At 62.4% G+C, this 19,855-nt stretch carries 18 protein-coding genes and 1 riboswitch; of the genes, 14 read left to right on the plus strand and 4 right to left on the minus strand.

The annotated features are described in order from the left end of the window. The 4 genes from QD408_RS11935 (at nucleotide 1) to QD408_RS11950 (ending at nucleotide 3,141) form a co-directional block, all read left to right on the plus strand. The gene (locus QD408_RS11935) at nucleotides 1-405 is read left to right on the plus strand and encodes an RNA-binding S4 domain-containing protein (RefSeq protein WP_414139445.1); all 405 of its coding nucleotides are present in this window, start codon (nucleotides 1-3) and stop codon (nucleotides 403-405) included. 194 nt (nucleotides 406-599) lie between these two features. Next, nucleotides 600-938 carry a ferredoxin FdxA gene (gene fdxA, locus QD408_RS11940; RefSeq protein ID WP_049733327.1) on the plus strand — a complete coding sequence of 113 codons (339 nt, stop codon included), beginning with the start codon at nucleotides 600-602 and terminating at the stop codon, nucleotides 936-938. Nucleotides 939-1,332: 394 nt separating this feature from the next. Then, nucleotides 1,333-1,902: a CarD family transcriptional regulator gene (locus tag QD408_RS11945; protein WP_088682939.1), complete on the plus strand. Its 570-nt coding sequence runs from the start codon at nucleotides 1,333-1,335 to the stop codon at nucleotides 1,900-1,902. 375 nt (nucleotides 1,903-2,277) lie between these two features. Then, nucleotides 2,278-3,141, plus strand: a complete 864-nt coding sequence (locus tag QD408_RS11950; protein ID WP_018244054.1) for an RNA polymerase factor sigma-32 — start codon at nucleotides 2,278-2,280, stop codon at nucleotides 3,139-3,141. A 50-nt stretch (nucleotides 3,142-3,191) separates the two neighbouring features. Here QD408_RS11950 and QD408_RS11955 read toward each other — a convergent pair whose 3' ends face one another. Then, nucleotides 3,192-4,736 carry a M48 family metalloprotease gene (locus QD408_RS11955; RefSeq protein ID WP_414139446.1) on the minus strand — a complete coding sequence of 515 codons (1,545 nt, stop codon included), beginning with the start codon at nucleotides 4,734-4,736 and terminating at the stop codon, nucleotides 3,192-3,194. A gap of 385 nt (nucleotides 4,737-5,121) precedes the next feature. Next, the gene (locus tag QD408_RS11960) at nucleotides 5,122-6,657 is read right to left on the minus strand and encodes an MDR family MFS transporter (protein WP_414139447.1); all 1,536 of its coding nucleotides are present in this window, start codon (nucleotides 6,655-6,657) and stop codon (nucleotides 5,122-5,124) included. Nucleotides 6,658-6,771: 114 nt separating this feature from the next. Here QD408_RS11960 and QD408_RS11965 point away from each other — a divergent pair, with 114 nt between their 5' ends. The 4 genes from QD408_RS11965 (at nucleotide 6,772) to QD408_RS11980 (ending at nucleotide 10,580) form a co-directional block, all read left to right on the plus strand. Next, on the plus strand, nucleotides 6,772-7,299 hold the full coding sequence (locus QD408_RS11965; RefSeq protein WP_414139448.1) for a MarR family winged helix-turn-helix transcriptional regulator: 528 nt from the start codon (nucleotides 6,772-6,774) through the stop codon (nucleotides 7,297-7,299). A 57-nt stretch (nucleotides 7,300-7,356) separates the two neighbouring features. Continuing rightward, entirely contained in the window at nucleotides 7,357-8,013 is a 657-nt protein-coding gene (locus QD408_RS11970; protein WP_414139449.1) for a thiamine diphosphokinase, read from the plus strand. 3 nt (nucleotides 8,014-8,016) lie between these two features. Further along, the gene (locus QD408_RS11975; protein WP_414139450.1) at nucleotides 8,017-9,837 is read left to right on the plus strand and encodes an ABC-F family ATP-binding cassette domain-containing protein; all 1,821 of its coding nucleotides are present in this window, start codon (nucleotides 8,017-8,019) and stop codon (nucleotides 9,835-9,837) included. A gap of 113 nt (nucleotides 9,838-9,950) precedes the next feature. Continuing rightward, on the plus strand, nucleotides 9,951-10,580 hold the full coding sequence (locus QD408_RS11980; protein WP_414139451.1) for a hypothetical protein: 630 nt from the start codon (nucleotides 9,951-9,953) through the stop codon (nucleotides 10,578-10,580). Nucleotides 10,581-10,588: 8 nt separating this feature from the next. Here QD408_RS11980 and QD408_RS11985 read toward each other — a convergent pair whose 3' ends face one another. Further along, nucleotides 10,589-12,442 carry an ABC transporter ATP-binding protein/permease gene (locus QD408_RS11985; RefSeq protein WP_414139452.1) on the minus strand — a complete coding sequence of 618 codons (1,854 nt, stop codon included), beginning with the start codon at nucleotides 12,440-12,442 and terminating at the stop codon, nucleotides 10,589-10,591. Between the two features lie 152 nt (nucleotides 12,443-12,594). After that, nucleotides 12,595-12,672, plus strand: a riboswitch (SAM riboswitch). A 49-nt stretch (nucleotides 12,673-12,721) separates the two neighbouring features. Between QD408_RS11985 and metA the strand changes: the two genes are divergently transcribed. The 6 genes from metA (at nucleotide 12,722) to QD408_RS12015 (ending at nucleotide 18,590) form a co-directional block, all read left to right on the plus strand. Then, a complete protein-coding gene (metA, locus tag QD408_RS11990; protein WP_088682931.1) occupies nucleotides 12,722-13,645 on the plus strand; it encodes a homoserine O-acetyltransferase MetA in 924 nt (307 codons plus the stop codon). Between the two features lie 92 nt (nucleotides 13,646-13,737). Beyond that, nucleotides 13,738-14,760 (plus strand): aldose epimerase family protein, encoded by a 1,023-nt coding sequence (locus tag QD408_RS11995; protein WP_414139453.1) that lies wholly within the window; start codon nucleotides 13,738-13,740, stop codon nucleotides 14,758-14,760. Nucleotides 14,761-14,891: 131 nt separating this feature from the next. After that, nucleotides 14,892-15,665 (plus strand): GntR family transcriptional regulator, encoded by a 774-nt coding sequence (locus tag QD408_RS12000; RefSeq protein ID WP_088683836.1) that lies wholly within the window; start codon nucleotides 14,892-14,894, stop codon nucleotides 15,663-15,665. Next, the gene (locus tag QD408_RS12005) at nucleotides 15,662-16,693 is read left to right on the plus strand and encodes an SIS domain-containing protein (protein ID WP_414139454.1); all 1,032 of its coding nucleotides are present in this window, start codon (nucleotides 15,662-15,664) and stop codon (nucleotides 16,691-16,693) included. Before QD408_RS12000 ends, QD408_RS12005 begins: the two co-directional genes overlap by 4 nt. Continuing rightward, on the plus strand, nucleotides 16,693-17,844 hold the full coding sequence (gene nagA, locus QD408_RS12010; RefSeq protein ID WP_414139455.1) for an N-acetylglucosamine-6-phosphate deacetylase: 1,152 nt from the start codon (nucleotides 16,693-16,695) through the stop codon (nucleotides 17,842-17,844). Before QD408_RS12005 ends, nagA begins: the two co-directional genes overlap by 1 nt. A gap of 17 nt (nucleotides 17,845-17,861) precedes the next feature. Further along, nucleotides 17,862-18,590 (plus strand): SIS domain-containing protein, encoded by a 729-nt coding sequence (locus QD408_RS12015; RefSeq protein WP_088683833.1) that lies wholly within the window; start codon nucleotides 17,862-17,864, stop codon nucleotides 18,588-18,590. A 52-nt stretch (nucleotides 18,591-18,642) separates the two neighbouring features. Here QD408_RS12015 and QD408_RS12020 read toward each other — a convergent pair whose 3' ends face one another. Beyond that, a complete protein-coding gene (locus QD408_RS12020; RefSeq protein ID WP_414139456.1) occupies nucleotides 18,643-19,839 on the minus strand; it encodes an NAD(P)/FAD-dependent oxidoreductase in 1,197 nt (398 codons plus the stop codon). Nucleotides 19,840-19,855 lie beyond the last annotated feature (16 nt).

The raw sequence follows: 19,855 nt of genomic DNA on the forward strand, positions 1-19,855 counted from the left end.
ATGAGCGGGGAGACACAGCCGACAAGCGGTTCGCGCCAGCGCATCGACAAATGGCTGTTCTTCACGCGCATGGTGAAGTCGCGCTCGCTGGCGCAAAGTCATGTGCAGTCGGGCCATGTCCGCATCAACGGCGAGCGCTGCAGCCAGCCGAGCCAGATGGTCAAGCCGGGCGACCGCGTCGAGCTGACGCTCGATCGGCGCGATGTTATTCTCGTCGTGCGTCTTGCCGGCGAGCGGCGAGGGCCTTACGAGGAGGCGCGGCTGCTCTATGAAGACCTGTCGCCGCCGCCGGGTGAGGCAAAACGCCTCACCCCCTATGAGCAGGCGATCAGGGCGACCGGCAGCGGCCGTCCGACCAAAAAGGAAAGACGCGCAATCGATAGACTGATGTCGGACGAGGATTAGAAAACTCTGCCTGCGGCGGCGGCTTTTGCAGATCGTTTATCCTTGAAATTAGGCGCCAAAGCCGATACGTGACTGACAACCCGCCGGACGCGTACTTGCCTCTCAAGCCTGCCTACGCTGTTCCTCCGGCACGGGGATAGGCGCGACGTTCCAGGTTGGCCGGCCCCATCTGCATGGAAATCCTGGAGTTCTTCATGACCTATGTCGTGACCGACAATTGCATCAAGTGCAAATACACCGATTGCGTGGAAGTCTGCCCCGTCGACTGCTTCTATGAAGGCGAGAATTTCCTCGTCATCCATCCGGATGAATGCATCGATTGCGGCGTCTGCGAGCCTGAATGTCCCGCCGAGGCGATCAAGCCGGATACCGAGCCCGGTCTCGACAAGTGGCTGAAGATCAACACGGAATATGCCAGCATCTGGCCGAATATCACGGTCAAGAAGGATCCTTTGCCCGAGGCCAAGGAAATGGATGGCGAGACCGGAAAGTTCGAGAAGTATTTCTCTGAGAAGCCGGGTTCCGGCGATTGAAACAGCCGCCGCATTCGGCGCCCGAATTCGGGCGTCCATGCGGTGAAACGTTTTAAATCCTGCGCGCGGCATATGGGTGACTTGTGTTGCCCGCATGACTCAAGCGAAGCAAATTATTGATTTCCTCATATTTTTATGATAGGTTTCGTGCACTGTTCCATTTGTGGCATGACGCATGCCCAAAACCATCACGAAAGCAAAACAAATCCGTCCCACGGTTTCCGTGACATATCAACGCCTTGAGCGTCGCATCCCAAGATCGCGCGCAAGACATATTTGCTTTTGCCTGATGGGACCAGAGTGAAGTCACCCGACGGATCTACCCGTCTCATCCGGGCCTGACTGACCCGGCTCCGGCCGCCGCCGGAAGCGTAACAGGGAGTTTTTGAATAGAATGACGACTCAGCAGAAAAAGCCTTCTACAGCACGCCACGGCTTCAAGACCGGTGAATCGATCGTCTACCCCGCTCATGGCGTCGGTACCATCACCGCTATCGAAGAGCAAGAAGTCGCCGGCATGAAGCTCGAACTTTTCGTTATCGATTTCGAGAAGGACAAGATGCGCCTGAAGGTGCCGGTCGCAAAGGCCATGAGCATCGGCATGCGCAAGCTTTCGGAAACGGATTTCGTCGAGCGTGCTTTGAAGGTCGTGCAGGGCAAGGCGCGCGTCAAGCGTACCATGTGGTCCCGCCGCGCCCAGGAATATGATGCCAAGATCAATTCCGGCGACCTGATTTCCATCGCTGAGGTCGTGCGCGATCTCTATCGTGCCGAAAACCAGCCCGAGCAGTCCTATTCCGAGCGCCAGCTCTATGAGGCTGCGCTCGACCGCATGGCGCGCGAAATCGCCGCCGTCAACAAGATGTCGGAAACCGAAGCCGTCCGCCTCGTGGAGACCAATCTCAACAAGGGGCCGAAGCGCGGCAAGGCAATCGAAGAAGACGAGCAGGACGAAGCCGCATAAGGCGCTCCTGCTGCTCCTTCAAAAACCCGGCCTTCGAGCCGGGTTTTTTATTGGAACCTTTTCCTGGCTGCCGCGTTAACACACGTAATTGCGGACTGCTCGCCGAGGCAATGGCCTGGACGAGCGAACCGTTTTTCCGTCAATGTTCGATGAGGAGCGGATCATGCCTTTTCAGTTGTGCCCATCCGGCAACGTGAAGAAACAGGTCCAGCCCAGCCGTCTTACCGGCACATGATGAGACATAGGGCCTCCCCCTGAAAAGTCCAGGGGCGAGGTTTTTATGCATTCAGAACTCAATTCGGTCCGGACAGCGATGTTCCGGAATGTGCGTTTTATTGTTCATTTAGGGCGAGAGGCCTGTTTCAGGAGATCGAAATGAAGAACATGTCTGCAGATCGGCGCATGATCAAAATCGCGATGGCCGCCCCCTATCTCGCCCGTCAGGAAGAGCACGATCTTGCCACCCGCTGGAAGGATCACGACGACCGGGGCGCACGTAACCAGATCGCCATGGCCCATATGCGCCTCGTCATCTCCATGGCCGGCAAGTTCCGCAATTTCGGCCTGCCGATGAGCGATCTCGTGCAGGAGGGCTATGTCGGCCTGCTGGAGGCCGCTGCCCGTTTCGAGCCGGAGCGCGACGTGCGCTTTTCGACCTATGCAAGCTGGTGGATCAGGGCGTCGATCCAGGACTACATCCTGCGCAACTGGTCGATCGTGCGCGGCGGCACGAGTTCGGCGCAGAAGGCGCTGTTCTTCAATCTGCGCCGTCTGCGCGCCAAGCTTGCCAAGGGCGATACACAGCTGACGCTGCAATCCATCCATCAGGAAATCGCCGCGGCGCTGGGCGTCAGCCTCGCCGACGTGCAGACCATGGATGCCAGGCTTTCCGGCAACGACGCGTCGCTGCAGGCGCCTTCCGTCTCCGGCGATGCCGAGAGTGCGGAGAAGATGGATTTCCTCGTCAGCGACGATCCCCTGCCGGACGAGCAGGTTTCCAACATGATCGACGGCGAGCGCCGCCGCGTCTGGCTGGCCTCGGCGCTGAAACATCTCAACGAACGCGAGATGAAGATCATCAGCGCGCGGCGGCTGGCGGAAGACGGCGCCACGCTCGAAGAACTCGGCGCCGATCTCGGCATTTCCAAGGAACGCGTGCGCCAGATCGAAAGCCGGGCGATGGAGAAGCTTCGCAGCGCACTCGTCAGCGCCGACCCGCACATGGCGGCCTACGCCTAACCCTTTTCATTCCAGCAGCACCGACTGGCCCGGCGCAAGCCGGGCTTTTTTTATTCGGCAATGATCTTGACGCGGTCGCCAGGCGAAACGGCCGCACCCGTCGGCAGGGCGTTGATGAGCTTGAAGAGATCGAGCTTGCGGTCGGTGCCCATCATGCGGGCGGCGAGCGTCGAGATGTTCTCGCCCGGCCGAACGGTGACGACGCGGATGCGCAGCGGCTTAAGCGAGGCCGTCTCCGCCGGTGTCATGCGCCTGAAGCTCGCGCGCAGGACGTTGGCGGTCGGTTCGAGGGCATCGCTGCCTTTCGGGACGGCGGTCAGGAAACGGAAGATCTGCGAATTGTTGCGGATGACGGTCACGTCGAAATCCCAGCGATCGGCGCTGGCGCGTGCGGTGGCTGCTTCCATGCCGTTGATGGTGACCGGCTGGATGGTCGACGGATCGAGGCCGGTCACCCAGCCGCTGGAGATATAGTTGGTGAGACTCTGATTCTGGTTGTCGGCAACGCCGTCGAAGCGGACGGCGATATCGTTCGGGCCGGTGGCCATGACCGCTTCGACCTTATTGTCGATCTTGAAGTCCGGCGGCACGTCGAAGCGGATGCCGAGACCGCCATGCAGGAAGGTCTGGCCGCGCACATAGCCTTCTTCCGGGCTGTCGCCATAGAGCAGGCCGTCTATGCCGTCGAGATAATAGTCGCGGCCCTTGTCGCCGACAGAGCCTTCCTGGCCGAAAGCGCGGGCGTGGGTGCGGGCAAGCTCGATGCGCTGGGCGGAATTCGGATGGCTCGACAGAAAGTCGAGGCTCTGGTCGGCCTCGGGATCGACCGACATGAAGCGGCTGTAGGCCGCCATGGAATCGAGGAAGCGGGCGGCGGCATAGGGATCGTAGCCGGCTTCGCCGAGCATGCGCACGCCGATGACATCGGCCTGAAGCTCCTGCTGGCGGGAGAAGGCGGCGAGCCTGAGCTTGCCGCGGGCAAGCGCCTGTTTGCCGGCGATATCGCTGGAAAGAACCTCGGCGACGACGCGGCTGGCAATGACCTCGGCTTCTTCGCGCTTCTGCCGCTCGATGCCGTGGTTCGCCGTCACGTGGCCCATCTCGTGCGACAGGACGGCGGCGACCTCGGAGGCGTCGTTGGCAAGGGCGAGCAGGCCGCGGGTGACGTAGAGATAGCCGCCGGGCAGCGCAAAGGCGTTGATGGCAGGCGAATTCAGGATGGTGATGCGATAGGACTGGCTCGGATTTTCCGACACTGCCGTCAGGGCGCCGGCGATGCGGGCGACGAGGCGCTCGGTCTTGGCGTCCTTATATTCGCCGCCATAGCTTGCTACGATGCGCGGATGCTCGCGGGCGCCCATCGCCGCGCGCGGATCGTTCTTCTGCACTTCGTCGACGATCTGCGGATTGGAAGAGGGCGACACGCTCGGCTGATAGGATTGTTCGATCAGCGACTGACAACCGTTCAACGCCAATGCCATAGCCGAAAGCAGCATCAGGCTGCGCGCGAAGCGGCACGGCACGGAGATGGCATCACTGGAAAGCGCGGGCGATTTCCACGTCGTCAAGCAGTCCAGTCTGGTTCTCCGCGTCATGTCGCTGTTTTGCCGGTTTGCCGCATGTTCGGACCGGCCGTCGCAAGGGGAATTCAACAGGTGCGTACCCCTGATCTCGCACTGCACAAACGGCCGATACAAGTCATTGCTGTAGCTGATTTACGCATCGGTTGCATAGCGAGACTCTGTTTAAATGTCGCGGCGTTGCATTTTGGCAAGCCTCAGAGATTGAAGCTCTCCTTCGCTCGGATGAAATTATGGCGAAAGTTCCACCACACGCATGAGATTCGTCGGCGGCACAGAAAAAGAACGGGCCGATTGAAATAACCGGCCCGATCAGGGCAATTCAGCGGGAAATTTACAACTAACGATGCGTGATGTGCATACGAATGCCTGCTGATGAAGCATCCGGCGGGCGATTCGACTATTCCGCGGCTTCCGTCGTCGGCGTTTGCGCCATCGGTTTGCCGGCGCGAGGCAGTTGCACGGGCTTCAGCATGATTGCGGCCATAAGACCGAGAATGGCGATGGCGCAGGAGGTCATGAAGAGCGGTGAAAAGGCGGCGGCATAGAGATCGGCGACGGCCTGACGGCTTGCTTCGGGCAGGGCGGCCATCATCTTCGGTGTCAGCTGCTCGATATCGGCGACGCCCGGAATGGCCACTCCGACCTTGCCGAGCCCGGAAGCGATAATCGCGCCATAGATGGATATGGCGATCGACGCGCCTCCCATGCGCGACAGCGTCACGGCACCGGTCGCCGCGCCGACGTCGCGGGCGGGCGCGGTATTCTGCACGCCGATGACGGGAACCTGCTGCGCAAGGCCGATGCCGATGCCATGCAGCATCATGATCGCGCCGATGAAGGCGATCGGCGTTCCCGCGTGGACCTGCGACATCAATGCGAAGGCAATGGCGCTGCAGGTCAGGCTTGCGATGGCGAAGGGCTTGTAGCGGCCGGTCGTCGAGATGATGCGGCCGGCCGACAGCGATCCGCAGACGATGCCGCCGGTCAGAAGAATGAAGAGAAGCCCGGCGGCGGACGGCGAAAGGCCGGTCGTGGTCTGCAGGAAGAGGGCGAGATAGTTGACCATGCCGATGGCGATGGCGCCGCCCATGACCGATATCACCAGGAGCAGGCTGAAGGTCGAATTGCGAAACAGCTGCAGCGGAACGATCGGCTCCGGCGCGCGGCGCTCGACGAATACCCAGGCGATGGCTGAGACGACGCCGAAGGCGACGATGCCGATACTCTGCGGAGAAATCAACGAGCCGAACAATTCGCTGCTGTCGGTGGCAAGCACGATGCTGGTCGCCGTCAGCGCGAGCAGAAGTGCGCCGGCATAATCGATCCTGGGGCGGCGATGCGGCTTGCGGTAAGGCAGCATGAAGGCAAGGCCGGTGAGCACGATGAAGCCGATCGGCACGTTGACGAGGAAGATCGAGCGCCAGCCGAAGAGATCGCTCATCGTGCCGCCGAGCACTGGTCCGATGGCGCCCGACGCCATCAGCACGAGGCTGGAATAGCTCTGGTAGCGCGCCCGCTCCCGTGGCTCGAACAGGTCGGCGTTGACGGCGAAGATCGACACCATGATGCCGCCGCCGCCAAGGCCCTGCAGCACACGGGCGGCGATCAGCGTGTTCATCGACACCGCAAGGCCGCAGACCGTCGAGCCGACCGTGAAGATGGCGATCGCCGTCATCATCACATATTTGCGGCCGAAGAGATCGCCGAGCTTGCCGTAAACGGGCATGACGGCGCTGAGCGAAAGCAGATAGGCCGAACCGATCCAGCCGAAGCGCTCGAGATGGCCGAATTCGCCGACGATGGTCGGCAGCGCCGTGGAAACGATCTGATTGTCCAGCGTCGCCATGAACATGGCGGTCATCAGGAAGAAGAAGAGGATAAGCCGGCGACGAGGATCCGTCACAAGCGGCGCAGGCGCGAGTTGCATGTCCATGGGAGCGACATTCCGATTGATGTGTTTTTATGTGCTGTCAGCATATAACTGTCAATAGCACATGAATGACATCGGCATATTCAATTCTTCGTTCCGCTCTGTTATGGTCCTGTGATGAATGAAGCCATGACGAAGATCCTATCCAAAAGCCCGGCCGATCCGGACGGCGAAAACGTGCCGCGCATCGGCCGGAGCATGACGCGCATGCGGCTGATGACCGGGAGGCGGCTGATCGGGCGGCTGGCGATCCAGAGTGCTGCGCCAGGTCTCGAGCTTTCGCATCTCGATGTGCTCGATGCCGTGCGCAGGGCTCAGCCCGCCGGCGAGGTCACAGTCGGCATGATCGCGGAGATGCTGCGCATCGATCCGTCGCGGGCAAGCCGGGTGGTGGCCGAGATGGTTGCGCGCAACGTGCTGCGCCGCGAGGCCTCACAAGCCGATGCACGGCGGATCGTCGTCGTCATCACCAAGGCCGGCCAGGATTTGCTTGCCGAGATCGTGGCGCAGAAGCTTGCGTTCATCTCCGAGATCGTCTCCGACTGGCCGGAAGAGGATGTCGAACGTTTCGCAGCGCTTTTCGAGCGTTTCATCGGCGGTTACGAGGCGGTCTTCCTGTCGCGCGACAAGGATACGCCGGGCTGAAGAAACCCGCCGATCCCTAGGCCCCTTCCCCTCGACCCCCCGTTTGCGCTAAGGGCAATGCCCATGAGCCAATCCACCTTCACCATCCTGCTCGGCGGCGAACTCAGCCTGACGGAACGGCTGCGCCGCGCCATCGGCGGCAGCCGCTTCATTGCGGCCGACGGCGGCATGCGGCATGCGGCAGCCCTTGGTGTTACGCCGGAGCTCTGGGTCGGCGATTTCGATTCGACATCAGCCGACTTAGAGGGCGCATTCCCGGATGTGCCGAAACAGCCTTATCCGGCGGCGAAGGCGGCGACGGACGGCGAAATCGCGGTCTCCGAAGCGATCGCCCGGGGCGCGCGGCGTCTCATCCTGGCCGGTGCGCTCGGCGGCGAACGCTCCGACCACGCGCTTCAGCATCTCCTGTCTGCCGTCAGCCTGGCCGAAGAGGGTTTCGACGTGCTGCTGACCTCGGGTAGGGAAGAGGCAGTGCCGCTGCCTGCCGGCACGATCGAAATCGACCTTCCCAAGGGCAGCCTGTTTTCCGTGCCCGGCTTCAGCGAGCTGACAGGGCTTTCCATCGAGAATGCGCGTTATCCGCTGGCGGATTTCCACCTGCCTTTCGGCTCGTCGCGCACCATTTCCAACGTCGCGGAAGGCAAGGTTCGCTTTTCGCTCATCAGCGGTCGGGCGATCGTGCTTGCCCGGCCCTACGATCTTTCCGGAGTCTGATTTTTGGCCCCTCCCATTCTGAAACTCGACGGTATCTTCCTGAGCTTCGGCGGCGCGCCGCTGCTGGCGGGCGCTTCGCTGCAGGTCGAGCCCGGCGACAAGATCTGTCTCGTCGGGCGCAACGGCTCGGGAAAGTCGACGCTGTTGAAGATCGCCGCCGGCATGGTCGAGGCGCAGTCGGGTGAGGTCTTCCGCCATCCATCCTCGACGGTGCGTTATCTTGAACAGGCCCCCGATTTTGCCGGCTTCAGCACGGTTCAGGCCTATGCCGAGGCGGGCCTCGGGCCGGGCGACGATCCCTATCGCGTCACCTATCTTCTGTCCCATCTCGGCCTGACCGGCGAGGAAGATCCGAGCACCCTTTCCGGCGGTGAATCGCGCCGTGCGGCGCTTGCGCGGGTGCTCGCGCCGGAACCTGACATTCTCCTGCTCGACGAGCCGACCAACCATCTCGACCTTCCCACAATCGAATGGCTGGAAGGCGAGCTGCAGAAAACCCGCAGCGCTCTGGTGCTGATCTCGCACGACCGGCGTTTCCTCGAAAAGGTCTCGACGGCAACCGTCTGGCTCGACCGCGGCACGTCGCGCCGGCTCGACAGGGGTTTCGGGCATTTCGAAGCCTGGCGCGATCAGGTGCTGGAGGCCGAGGAGCTGGAGCAGCACAAGCTCGGCAAGGCGATCGAGCGCGAGGAACACTGGCTGCGCTACGGCGTCACGGCGCGGCGCAAGCGCAACATGCGCCGCCTCGGCGAGCTGCAGACGATGCGTTCGCAATATCGCGGCCACAAAGGCCCGCAGGGCACGGTGCAGGCGACGGTTTCGGATGCGCAGGAATCCGGCAAGCTGGTGATCGAGGCTGAGAAGATTACCAAGAGCTTCGGCGACCGGCCGATCGTCACGCCCTTCTCGATCCGCGTACATCGCGGCGATTGCATCGGCCTGGTCGGGCCGAACGGCGCCGGCAAGACGACGCTCCTGAAAATGCTGACGGGGCAGCTTTCTCCCGACAGCGGCACGGTGAAGCTCGGCACCAATCTGGAGATCGCCACCCTCGACCAGAAGCGCGAGGATCTCGATCCCGAGGATACGCTCGCCAACTATCTGACGGACGGGCGCGGTGAAAACCTGCTCGTCAACGGCGAGCAGCGCCATGTCACCGGCTATATGAAGGAATTCCTGTTCCAGCCGGAACAGGCGCGCACACCGATCAGGAGCCTTTCGGGCGGCGAGCGCGCCCGGCTGATGCTGGCGCGCATCCTCTCGCGTCCGGCAAACCTCCTGATCCTCGACGAACCCACAAACGATCTCGATATCGAGACGCTCGACCTGTTGCAGGAAATCGTCGCCGGTTTTCCCGGCACGGTCATCCTCGTCAGCCACGATCGCGACTTCCTCGACCGCACCGTGACCTCGACGATCGCCCCCGCCATGCCGGACGCGCCCGACGGCCGATGGATCGAATATGCCGGCGGCTACACGGATATGCTGGCGCAGCGCAAAGGCGCGCTCGAAGAGCGCAGGAAGGCCGAAAAGGCGGCGGAGAAGCCGAAGACCCAGGAGACGGCACCTTCGGGCGGAGGCTCGAAGGGCAAGCTGTCGTTCAAGCAGAAATTCGCGCTGGAAAATCTGCCGAAGGAGATGGCCAAGGCCGAAGCCGAGATCGCCAAGCGCGAACAGGTGATGGCCGATCCCAATCTCTTCACGCGCGATCCCTCAGCTTTCAACCGGCTTGCCAGCGAGATGGAGAAGCTGCGCGCCGGTCTGACCAAGATGGAAGAGGAGTGGCTGGAGCTCGAAATGCTGCGGGAAGAGCTGGAGGGCTGAGTTCTCCTTCGCGGCTCACTTTTCCTTGATTCGTCAGCCTGTCGTCGCCGGGCATAAGGTGCCGTCCGGCAGCCGGGGATATCGACGATCGCAATGGCGACAAGGAAAGTCACATGTCTCGCAAGCTTCGTTCCGGAATTTTTGCGGCACTTGCCGCAGGCGGCTTTGCCGCACTTGCCTTCTCGCAGGCGGCGCTGGCGCAGGATGCTGAGCGCGTTCGTGTTCGCGGCACCATCGAAAGCCTGAGCGGCGATACGCTCGTCGTCAAGACGCGCGAAGGCGGCGATGCGACGATCACGCTGAAAGCCGGCTGGAAGGTCGGCGGCGTCACGAAAGCCTCGGTCGAGGATATCAAGCCCGGCGATTTCGTCGGAGTCGCCTCGCTCCCGAAGGGCAGCGGCCCGGATGGGGCGATCGAAGTGCTGATCTTCCCGGCGTCGATGAAAGGGACGGGCGAGGGCAATCGCCCCTGGGACGCACAGCCGAACAGCCAGATGACCAACGCCACCGTCAGCAATGCCGTCAAATCCGTCGACGGCCACACGATCACGCTGACTTATCAGGGCAAGGAAAAGACCATCACGATCGCCGATGAGACGCCGATCGTGACCTTGGCGCCTGCTACCAAGGACGATCTGAAGACCGGCGCCGGCGTCATCGTCACCGGCGAAAAGGCGGCGGACGGCAGCATCTCGGCTGGCCAGGTCGCCGTCGGTCTCAACGGTATCATGCCGCCAATGTGACTGGTGGTTTACAGCGCCGGTGCGGGAACGGCAGCAGCGCCTGCACCGGCGCTGGCGCCGGTCTGGGCGACTGGCGCCGGCTCCTCGGATTTTGCCGGCAGGGCCTGCAGATGCAGGACGCGCGGCTGCAGGGCCTCGAGATAGGTTTCGGAGCGGCCGATATAGATCATGGCGGTTTCCGGCATGGCGGTCAGCACCCTGCACATCATTTCCTGCCATTCCGGCTCCATGCCCTCAAGCACTTCATCGAAAACGATCCAGCGCGGGCGCACCAGAAGCAGGCGGGCGAAGCCGATCGCCTTCTGCTCGTCGCCGTCGAGCAGCTTGTCCCAGCGGGCGCGGGTATCGAGCCTTGCGATCAGGGAATGCAGGCCGGCCTTTTCGAGGGCCGTCTCGACGGTTGCCTTCTCATAGGCATCGGGGCTTTCGGGAAAGGCCAGCGCTTCGCGCAGCGTCCCGCCGGGAACATAGGCGATCTGCGGAACGAACAGCATGTCGTCGGCCGGCGGCAGGCCCATCGTGCCGCTGCCGCATGGCCAGAGGCCAGCCATCGCCTGGAAGAGCAGCTTGCGGTTGACGCTGTGATCGCCGTTGATCATGATTTTTTCGCCGGCCTTGATCACCACATCGGTTTCGCGCAGGCGGAAGCCGCCGCATTCCTCGATGTCTTCGCCGATCTTGGCATTGATCACCACATCCTTCAGCGTCAGCGTGTCGGGCGCGGTGTTTTCATAGGCGATGCTGCCCTTCAGGTCGAAATCCTCGTCCATGTCGAGCAGCGCCTGGCGGAAATCGGTGACGCGCATCAGGGTGGCGCGCCATTCGGCGATCGGGCCGAAATTGGCGACGTACCAGCGCAGCGCCGTGTTGACCTGGTTGAAGGCGCCGACGGACATCATCAGCTGACCGAGGGTGAGGCCGCCGGAGAAATAGGCGGGAGCGGCGACGATGATCGGGATGACGATCACCAGCCAGCCGTATCCTGCCGAAACCCAGGTGAGGTTGGTATTGGCCATGGCGAGCCGCTTGACGACCCGCAGCACCGAACTGATGTCGGTGTTGATGCGCCGGCGTTCGTTCTCCTCGCCGCGGGCGACGGTGATGGCCGGCATGTTCTCGTTGGCGTGCATCAGCGTGAAGCGGAGCTCGGCCTCTTTCGAGAAGCGGTCGGCATTGAGCTTCACCAGCTTGCGGCCGACGACCTGGCTCAGCACCGAGGCGGAAGCGGCATAGAAAATCGCCGCCCAGACCATATAGCCCGGAATGGAGAAGCTGTGGCCGCTGATGTGGAAGATGAAGCCGCTCGAAAGCTCCCAGAGCACGCCGATGAAGCTCACCAGAAGAATGGTCGATTGCAGGAGGCCGAGGACGAGACCGGTCGTGCTTTCGGCAAGGTTGCGGGAATCCTCATGCAGGCGCTGGTCCGGGTTGACGCCGATCAGGCCGCTGGAGGCGAGCCGCAGCGCCCGCTTGCGCTTCAGCCACTGGTCGACGAGATCACGCGACAGGCCCTCGCGCATATAGAGCGCGGTCATCTGGTTCAGCCAGGCCTGCAGCACATTGAGCAGCAGCAGCGTGCCGGCGATCATCGCGAAGATTTCGAGCTGGTGGAAGAATTCGCCGAGGTCGCGGCGTTCCAGCGAATCGTAGAAGGGGGCATTCCACTCGTTGAGGATGACCTGGCCATAGGCCGTCGCCAGGATGACGAGGATCAGCACGGTCGCCAGAAACAGCACCTTGCCACGCACAGCTGAATTCCAGAATGCGGAGAACATCACCCCGAGGCGATATGTCAGGCTGAAATCGTAACCTACCCTATCTTGCCTCCGGATGCCCGGCCTCCCCTCAGTCTTATCTGCCATCATGCTTTTCCAACACCGCCCATATGTCATTATTAACATGGTGGCGTTACCGGTCTATCAACAGATTCTATCAGTCATTAAACTGTGATGATGCTTGCGCGGCCCGCTCCCGCATGCATTCGGCAGTTGATTCGCGGCCCGACAGGGGCTAATTAACATTCCGTGGTGATTTGGCCGGCCGGCTTGCAGCCACGTTAAAAAAGTCGCTAAAGGGCCGCGTGCGGACCGGTAGCGATTTTTTGTCGCCGCCGGTTTTTTGTTTTTGATCGAGTGACCGCAATGCCCATCAAGATCCCCGATACGCTGCCCGCCTTCGAAACCCTGGTTCAGGAAGGCGTGCGGGTGATGACCGAGACGATGGCGATCCGCCAGGATATCCGTCCGCTGCAGATCGGGCTGCTCAACTTGATGCCGAACAAGATCAAGACCGAAGTGCAGATGGCCCGCCTCGTCGGCGCCTCGCCGCTGCAGGTGGAACTGTCGCTCATCCGCATCGGCGGCCACAAGGCGAAGAACACCTCCGAAGATCACCTGCTCGCCTTCTACCAGACCTGGGAAGAGGTGAAACAGCGCAAATTCGACGGTTTCATCATCACCGGCGCGCCGATCGAGCTCCTGCCCTATGAGGACGTCACCTATTGGGCGGAGATGCGGGAGATTCTCGACTGGACTGAAACGAACGTCCATTCGACGATGAACGTCTGCTGGGGCGCGATGGCGGCGATCTATCACTTCCACGGCGTCCCGAAATACGAGCTGAAGGAGAAGGCTTTCGGCATCTATCGCCACCGGAACCTGAAGCCGTCGTCGATTTATCTCAATGGTTTTTCCGACAATTTCGAAGTGCCGGTGTCACGCTGGACCGAGGTGCGCCGCGCCGATATCGAGAAATCCGAAAGCCTGGAAATCCTGATGGAATCCAGCGAGATGGGCGTCTGCCTCGTGCACGAGAAGAGAGGCCGGCGGCTCTACATGTTCAATCATGTGGAATATGATTCCACCTCGCTTTCCGACGAGTATTTCCGCGACGTGAATGCCGGTGTGCCGATCAAGATGCCGCACAACTACTTCCCGCATAACGATCCGGCGATTGCGCCGCAGAACCGCTGGCGCAGCCACGCGCATCTGTTGTTCGGCAACTGGATCAACGAAATCTACCAGACGACGCCCTATGACGTCGAAGAGATCGGCATGGACCTCTGAGCGGCGTTTCTTTCTCATCTGCCCGGTTGCGGTTTGGAACAAATGCGGGCAGGTTCCGGTCCTAAACCCAGGAATAGAACGGACGGTCGATCATGTCGGACAAGTTGGAGCGGGAAGTTTTCGGGCAGACGAAGGCGGGCGAGACCGTCTATCGTGTCGTCATCAAGGGCGGCGGGCTGACGGCCAAGATCATGACCTGGGGCGCGGTCATCCAGGACCTGCGCCTTGAGGGACATGATGCGCCGCTGCAGCTCGGCTTCGAGGATTTCGACAGCTATCCTCTCCATTCGGCCTATTTCGGCGCGACGCCCGGCCGTTGCGCCAACCGTGTCGGCGGCGGCAGGTTCACGCTCGACGGCAAGGATTATCAGCTCGAGCCGAACGAAAACGGCGTCACGCATCTGCATGGCGGCAGCGATAATATCGGCAAGCGCAACTGGACGATCGTCGAGCATGACGTCGACCGCCTGGTGATGAAGATCGTCGATCCCGACGGCCGCGCCGGCTATCCCGGCAATTGCACCATCCAGGCGACGTTCCGGGTGCACGGCAACGGTGAACTGTCGATCACCTACGAATCGACCAGCGACCAGCCGACGCTCGCCAATGTCTGCCAGCACGCCTATTTCAATCTCGACGGCCGCGAAGACGCGCTCGGCCACGACATCATGATCGCCGCGGATCACTACCTGCCGACCGACGAGAAGCAGGTGCCGACCGGCGAGATCCGGTCCGTCGCCGGCACGGAATTCGATTTCCGCGAGATGGCGCCGATGAAGCGTTTCGCCGGCAGCGAACAGGCGCTGTACGACCATAATTTCTGCCTGTCCGGCGAGCGCACCGCCAAGCGGACCGTGGCACTCGCCCGCAGCCTCTATTCCGGCGTGTCGCTGGAGGTGCGCAGCACCGAGCCGGGCGTGCAGTTCTATGCCGGCTTCAAGCTCAACACGGGGGCTCCCGGCCTCGGCGGGCGCAAATACGGCCCGTTCGCCGGCTTCTGCCTGGAGACGCAGGTCTGGCCGGATGCCATCAATCACGAAGGTTTCCCAAATGCAGTGCTGCGCCCTGGCGAGGTGCTGCGCCAGGAGACGGATTATATCTTCACCAAGAGCTGAGCGTTTAGAGACGCACGGCTGTCAAATTTGATCGCTATGAACCCTCTCTGGCTTGCCGGAGAGGGTTTTTTCTTCTGCGTCTTCCGATTCAGGCTTGCCGATTGGTCCTATATAGGTTCTATTGTATTCCCATGGATAGAACCAGTCTGATAGCAGAACTGAACAGGCGCGGCCTGCGCGGTGAAGCGCTGGCCGGCCCGCTTTACAAGCGGTTGGCGCAGGCGCTGACCAGCCTCGTCCAGGAAGGCCTGCTGAAGCCCGGCACGGCGCTGCCGGGTGAGCGCGACCTTGCCGAGGCCCTGCAGCTCGGCCGCGTCACCGTGCGTACCGCCTACCGCGACCTGATGGCTTCGGGCGCACTGGAATCGCGACACGGGAGCGGTACTTTCGTATCGAGCAAGGTGGAGCGCATGGAGCAGTCGCTCTGGCGGCTTTCCTCCTTCTCGGCCGACATGCGTTCACGCGGGCGTCTACCGGCTGCGCGGATATTGTCGCGGGAGGTCAACAGGCCGTCGCCGGAGGAGTCCTTCCTGCTCGGCCTCGGCGGCGACGAGCCGGTGCTGAGGCTCGACCGGCTGCGTCTCGCCGATGGCCTGCCGCTGGCGATCGAGCGCGCCGTGGTGCCGGTCAAGTTCTTAGGCGAAGATGCCGGCGGCGAAGGATCGCTTTACGATGCGCTGGCGGCCAGTGGGCACAGGCCGGTGCGCGCGCTGCAGCGGCTGACGGCCGTGACGCTCGATGCGTCTTACGCCGCGATGCTGAACGTCAAAACAGGCGCGCCGGCGCTTCTGATCGAACGCGTCTCGCGCTTGGAAGACCAGCGCGTCGTCGAATACACCCGCTCGCATTATCGCGGCGATGCCTATGATTTCGTTGCCGAATTGAGAATTGGAGATGACCTATGAGTGAGAACCAGTCGCTGATGCTGCAGGAAGCCGGCCAATCGCCGGAGGTGGTGGCCACGCTTCTCGAAAAGGAAAAGCCGGTCTTTGCCGAAATCGCCCGCCTGTTTTCGTCTGCCCGCCCAAGCGTGGTGACGACGGCGGCGCGCGGCTCCTCGGACCACGCCGCCACCTTCTTCAAATATCTCTTCGAGATCACCTGCGGCGTTCCGGTCGCCTCGGTCGGCCCGTCGATCGCTTCCGTCTACGGTGCTGCCCTCCACCTGAAGGGCGGCGTTCATTTCACCGTCTCGCAATCGGGTGCGAGCCCCGATATCGTGGCGCTGCAGGAAGCGGCGAAGAAGGGCGGAGCGACGACGATCGCCGTCGTCAACGTCACCGACAGCCCGCTTGCCAAACAGGCCGATATCGTTCTCGGCCTCAATGCCGGCGCGGAAAAGAGCGTGGCTGCGACGAAATCCTTCATCGCTTCCGTCGCAGCCCTTTCCGGCGTGACGGCCGCGATCGGCGGCGCGTCCGGCCTGCAGGCAGCGCTGGAAAAACTGCCGGAGGCGCTTGCGGCAACCGCCGGGATCGATACGGCGGCGGCCGAAGAGGTGCTGTTCCATGCGACCTCACTCTATACCGCCGGCCGCGGCCCCGCTTTTGCCATTGCACTCGAAGCAGCGCTGAAGGCGAAGGAAACCTCGGGCCTGCATGCCGAGGCCTTTTCGCTGGCGGAACTGATGCACGGCCCGATGCGCCTGGTGCAGCCGGGCTTTCCGATCGTCGCCTTCGCGCCCGATGACGCGGCCTTCGCCAATAACGGCCAGGCGCTGGAGCGTCTGCAGAAGCTCGGCGCCACCACCGTCGGCTTCTCCACGCAGCCGCTCTCCGGCATCAATCTGCGCGTGCCGACGACGGGCAACGGCCTCGTCGATCCGCTGGTGTCGCTGCTCGTCTATTACAGGCTGATCGAGTCGGTGACGCGCCGCAAGGGCTTCGATCCCGACCGGCCGGCGAATCTGCTCAAGGTGACGGAGACGGTCTGATGAGGCGCAAGATCTTCGTCGGCGCCCGCATCTTCGATGGCGAGCGTTTCCATGACGACAAGGCACTCATCGTTATCGACGGCCGTGTCGAAGCGATCGTCGCGCGCAACGGTCTGCCTGACGGCGAGATGGTGACGCTTGAAGGCGGTGTGCTGTCGGCGGGCTTCATCGATGCGCAGGTCAATGGCGGCGGCGGCCGGATGCTGAACGACGAACCCTCCGCCGCTTCGATGGATATCATTGCCGGCGGGCATCGGCCCTACGGCACGACATCGCTGCTGCCGACGCTGATTACCGATACATCGGAAGCCTCCGCCGCTGCCATCGAGGCGGCGAAGGAAGCCGTGAGGGTGAACCACGGCGTCGCCGGCCTGCATCTCGAAGGCCCGCATCTGGCGCCCGCCCGCAAGGGCGCGCATCTGGCCGAACTGATGCGCCCGGTGGAAGACCGCGACGTCAAGGCTTTCATCCGGGCGCGCGAGGCGATCGGAACGCTGCTCGTCACCATCGCCGCCGAGCAGGTGACGGTCTCCCAGGTGCGTGAACTTGCGGAAGGCGGCGTCACCGTCAGCATCGGCCATTCCGATTGTTCGAGCGAGGCGGCGGAGGAGCGTTTCGATGCCGGCGCGCGTGGGGTCACGCATCTCTTCAACGCCATGAGCCAGATGGGGCACCGCGCGCCGGGCCTCGTCGGCGCGGCGATCGATCATCCCGCGGTCTGGTGCGGCATCATCGCCGATGGTCATCACGTCGATCCCAAGGCCCTGCGCACGGCGCTGCGGGCCAAGCGCGGCGAGGGCAAGCTGTTCTTCGTCACCGACGCGATGTCGCTCGTCGGGTCGGAAAAGGATTCGTTCACGCTCAACGGGCGCACTGTCCGGCGCGAGCGGGGCGGCTTCTGCTCGAAGCTCGTGCTTTCCGACGGGACGCTCGCCGGCTCCGACGTCGATATGATCTCGACGATCCGCTACGGCGTCACCTATCTCGACCTGACGCTTGCCGAGGCTTTGCGCATGGCGACGCTTTATCCCGCGCGCTTCCTCAGGCTTGCCGACCGCGGCCATCTCTCGCCGGGGGCGCGCGCCGATCTCGTCCATCTCACCGACGCTCTTGCCGTCACCGCCACCTGGCTTGCCGGCGAGGCGGCCTGAGATCGAGGAGCCAAGGAATGACTAATATCACGGATGCCTATTTCTCCAACCTGATCGGCCGGCTGGAGACGTTGAAGCAGGCGCTTGCCGAGCCGATGGCACAGGCGGCTGACGTCATCCTCGATGCTGCCCGCGGCGACAAGCGCGTCTATGTCTTCGGCACCGGTCATTCGCATATGCTGGCGGAAGAGGTGCACTACCGCGCCGGCGGGCTCGCCTTCACCGTGCCGGTGCTCGTCGGATCGGCCATGCTGCACGAGGGGGCGGTCATCAGTTCGGTCTATGAGCGCACCCAAGGCCTGGTGCGGCCGATGCTGGAGCGTTACGGCATGCAGCCGGGCGACGTCATCATCATCGCCTCCAACTCGGGCGTGAACGCCGCGCCGATCGAGGCCGCCGATTATGCGCACGAAATCGGCGCAAAGGTGATCGCCATCACCTCGATCGCCTATTCCTCGGCGATCGCCAATGGCCGCCGGCGGCTCGCCGAAGTCGCTGATATCGTGCTCGACAACGGATTGCCGCCGGGCGACGCCGTCATCGATCTCGAAGGCACGGGGCTTCGGGTCGGGCCGGTCTCGACGGCGGTCGGGGTGACGGTCATCAATGCGATCTTCGCGGAAGTCGCCTCGGAGCTTTCCAAATCCGGCGATGCGCCTGTTTATCTCAGCGCCAACATGCCGGGGGCTGCCGAGATCAACCAGAAGCTCGTCAAGAAATACCGGCCGCGCAACCCACATCTTTGATGATCGCGGATAAATGGGCTTGCCGTCGTCACAAGCGCGGTTCGTGACGCGATCAAGCGGCGAGAATGGAGCTGACCATGCGGGCCGTCCGCGGCGCCAGCGTCAAGCCGATATGCCCGTGTCCAAAAGCAAAGACGACGTCCCTTCCTCCTCTCGAAGGCCGGATGACGGGAACGGAATCGGGCATGGAAGGGCGAAAGCCCATCCAGCTCCGGCTTGGTTCGCCAAGCGTCGGGAAAATCCTGCGCGCATTTGCAAGCAACACTTCCAGGCGCCTTGGGTTCGAAGGCGCAGCGATGCCTCCGAGTTCCACGGTACCGGCCACGCGCAGGCGGCCACGCATCGGGCAAAAGTAAAATCCATGATGCGTCGGACATACCGGTCGTTCCACCGGCAGCGTTTCCATATCGAACTCGAGATGATAACCCCGCTCGGTATCCAGCAGAACCCGCTCTCCGAGCTGCAGAGCCAGCCCGCGGGAATGTGCGCCGGCAGCGATGACGGCCGCTTGGGTATGAATGCTGTGGGCTGAAGCCATCATTCTCACTCCATTCCGCTCGCGGGAAATAGTCGTCACGGCGTCTCGGACGAACTCGACGCCCGCTCGTCTGGCGGCGGTCTCCATCACGCTCATGACCTCGCCGGGATCGGTGAAGTTTATCGCTTTCGGAAAGAAAAGCCCCCCGCCATGGACCTGCGGCAGCTGAGGTTCCAGGCTTTGCACGTCGTCGGGGGTGAGGAGCTGCTGCGCTATCCCGTAGTTTCGGCGAAGCTCGACATCCGAAGCGGCTGCCTTGAAGGCCTCAGGCGTTTGGTAGAGATAGAGGCATCCCTTCGCGCTCAAGAGATCGGATGCGCCGATCTCTGCTGCGAGTTCGAGCCATTCCGATGAAGCGTCGGACAGGAGGCCGGCGATTCGGCTCGTATTGTCCCTGTATCTGTGAGGGAGGGATTCGTAGGCAAAACGCATCAGCCATGGAAACAAGGTGGGCAATGCCGCCTTGCGGATGGATAGCGGGCTGTCGGAATTCAGAAGCAGCGAGGCCAGGTTTTTAAGGACAGCGGGCGTGCCGACGGGAATGATTGCATAATCGGCGATCGTGCCGGCATTGCCGTAAGACGCGCCCGAACCGGGCTTGTTCGGTTCGATCACGACGACATCGCGGCCGTCGGCACGCAACCGCAGAGCGGTTGCCACGCCGATCACGCCGCCGCCGATGACGGCGATATCTGTTGTTAGCTTGTTCATCGGAGGTGGATTTATC

It is taken from the genome of Rhizobium sp. BR 249, assembly GCF_047445895.1.
GTDB lineage: Bacteria > Pseudomonadota > Alphaproteobacteria > Rhizobiales > Rhizobiaceae > Rhizobium.

Coding starts and splice junctions, on each gene's coding strand:
- QD408_RS11935 (WP_414139445.1), top strand. CDS start 1: ATGAGCGGGGAGACACAGCCGACAAGCGGTTCGCGCCAGCGCATCGAC.
- fdxA (WP_049733327.1), top strand. CDS start 600: ATGACCTATGTCGTGACCGACAATTGCATCAAGTGCAAATACACCGAT.
- QD408_RS11945 (WP_088682939.1), top strand. CDS start 1,333: ATGACGACTCAGCAGAAAAAGCCTTCTACAGCACGCCACGGCTTCAAG.
- QD408_RS11950 (WP_018244054.1), top strand. CDS start 2,278: ATGAAGAACATGTCTGCAGATCGGCGCATGATCAAAATCGCGATGGCC.
- QD408_RS11955 (WP_414139446.1), bottom strand. CDS start 4,736: ATGACGCGGAGAACCAGACTGGACTGCTTGACGACGTGGAAATCGCCC.
- QD408_RS11960 (WP_414139447.1), bottom strand. CDS start 6,657: ATGGACATGCAACTCGCGCCTGCGCCGCTTGTGACGGATCCTCGTCGC.
- QD408_RS11965 (WP_414139448.1), top strand. CDS start 6,772: ATGAATGAAGCCATGACGAAGATCCTATCCAAAAGCCCGGCCGATCCG.
- QD408_RS11970 (WP_414139449.1), top strand. CDS start 7,357: ATGCCCATGAGCCAATCCACCTTCACCATCCTGCTCGGCGGCGAACTC.
- QD408_RS11980 (WP_414139451.1), top strand. CDS start 9,951: ATGTCTCGCAAGCTTCGTTCCGGAATTTTTGCGGCACTTGCCGCAGGC.
- QD408_RS11985 (WP_414139452.1), bottom strand. CDS start 12,442: ATGGCAGATAAGACTGAGGGGAGGCCGGGCATCCGGAGGCAAGATAGG.
- metA (WP_088682931.1), top strand. CDS start 12,722: ATGCCCATCAAGATCCCCGATACGCTGCCCGCCTTCGAAACCCTGGTT.
- QD408_RS11995 (WP_414139453.1), top strand. CDS start 13,738: ATGTCGGACAAGTTGGAGCGGGAAGTTTTCGGGCAGACGAAGGCGGGC.
- QD408_RS12000 (WP_088683836.1), top strand. CDS start 14,892: ATGGATAGAACCAGTCTGATAGCAGAACTGAACAGGCGCGGCCTGCGC.
- QD408_RS12005 (WP_414139454.1), top strand. CDS start 15,662: ATGAGTGAGAACCAGTCGCTGATGCTGCAGGAAGCCGGCCAATCGCCG.
- nagA (WP_414139455.1), top strand. CDS start 16,693: ATGAGGCGCAAGATCTTCGTCGGCGCCCGCATCTTCGATGGCGAGCGT.
- QD408_RS12015 (WP_088683833.1), top strand. CDS start 17,862: ATGACTAATATCACGGATGCCTATTTCTCCAACCTGATCGGCCGGCTG.
- QD408_RS12020 (WP_414139456.1), bottom strand. CDS start 19,839: ATGAACAAGCTAACAACAGATATCGCCGTCATCGGCGGCGGCGTGATC.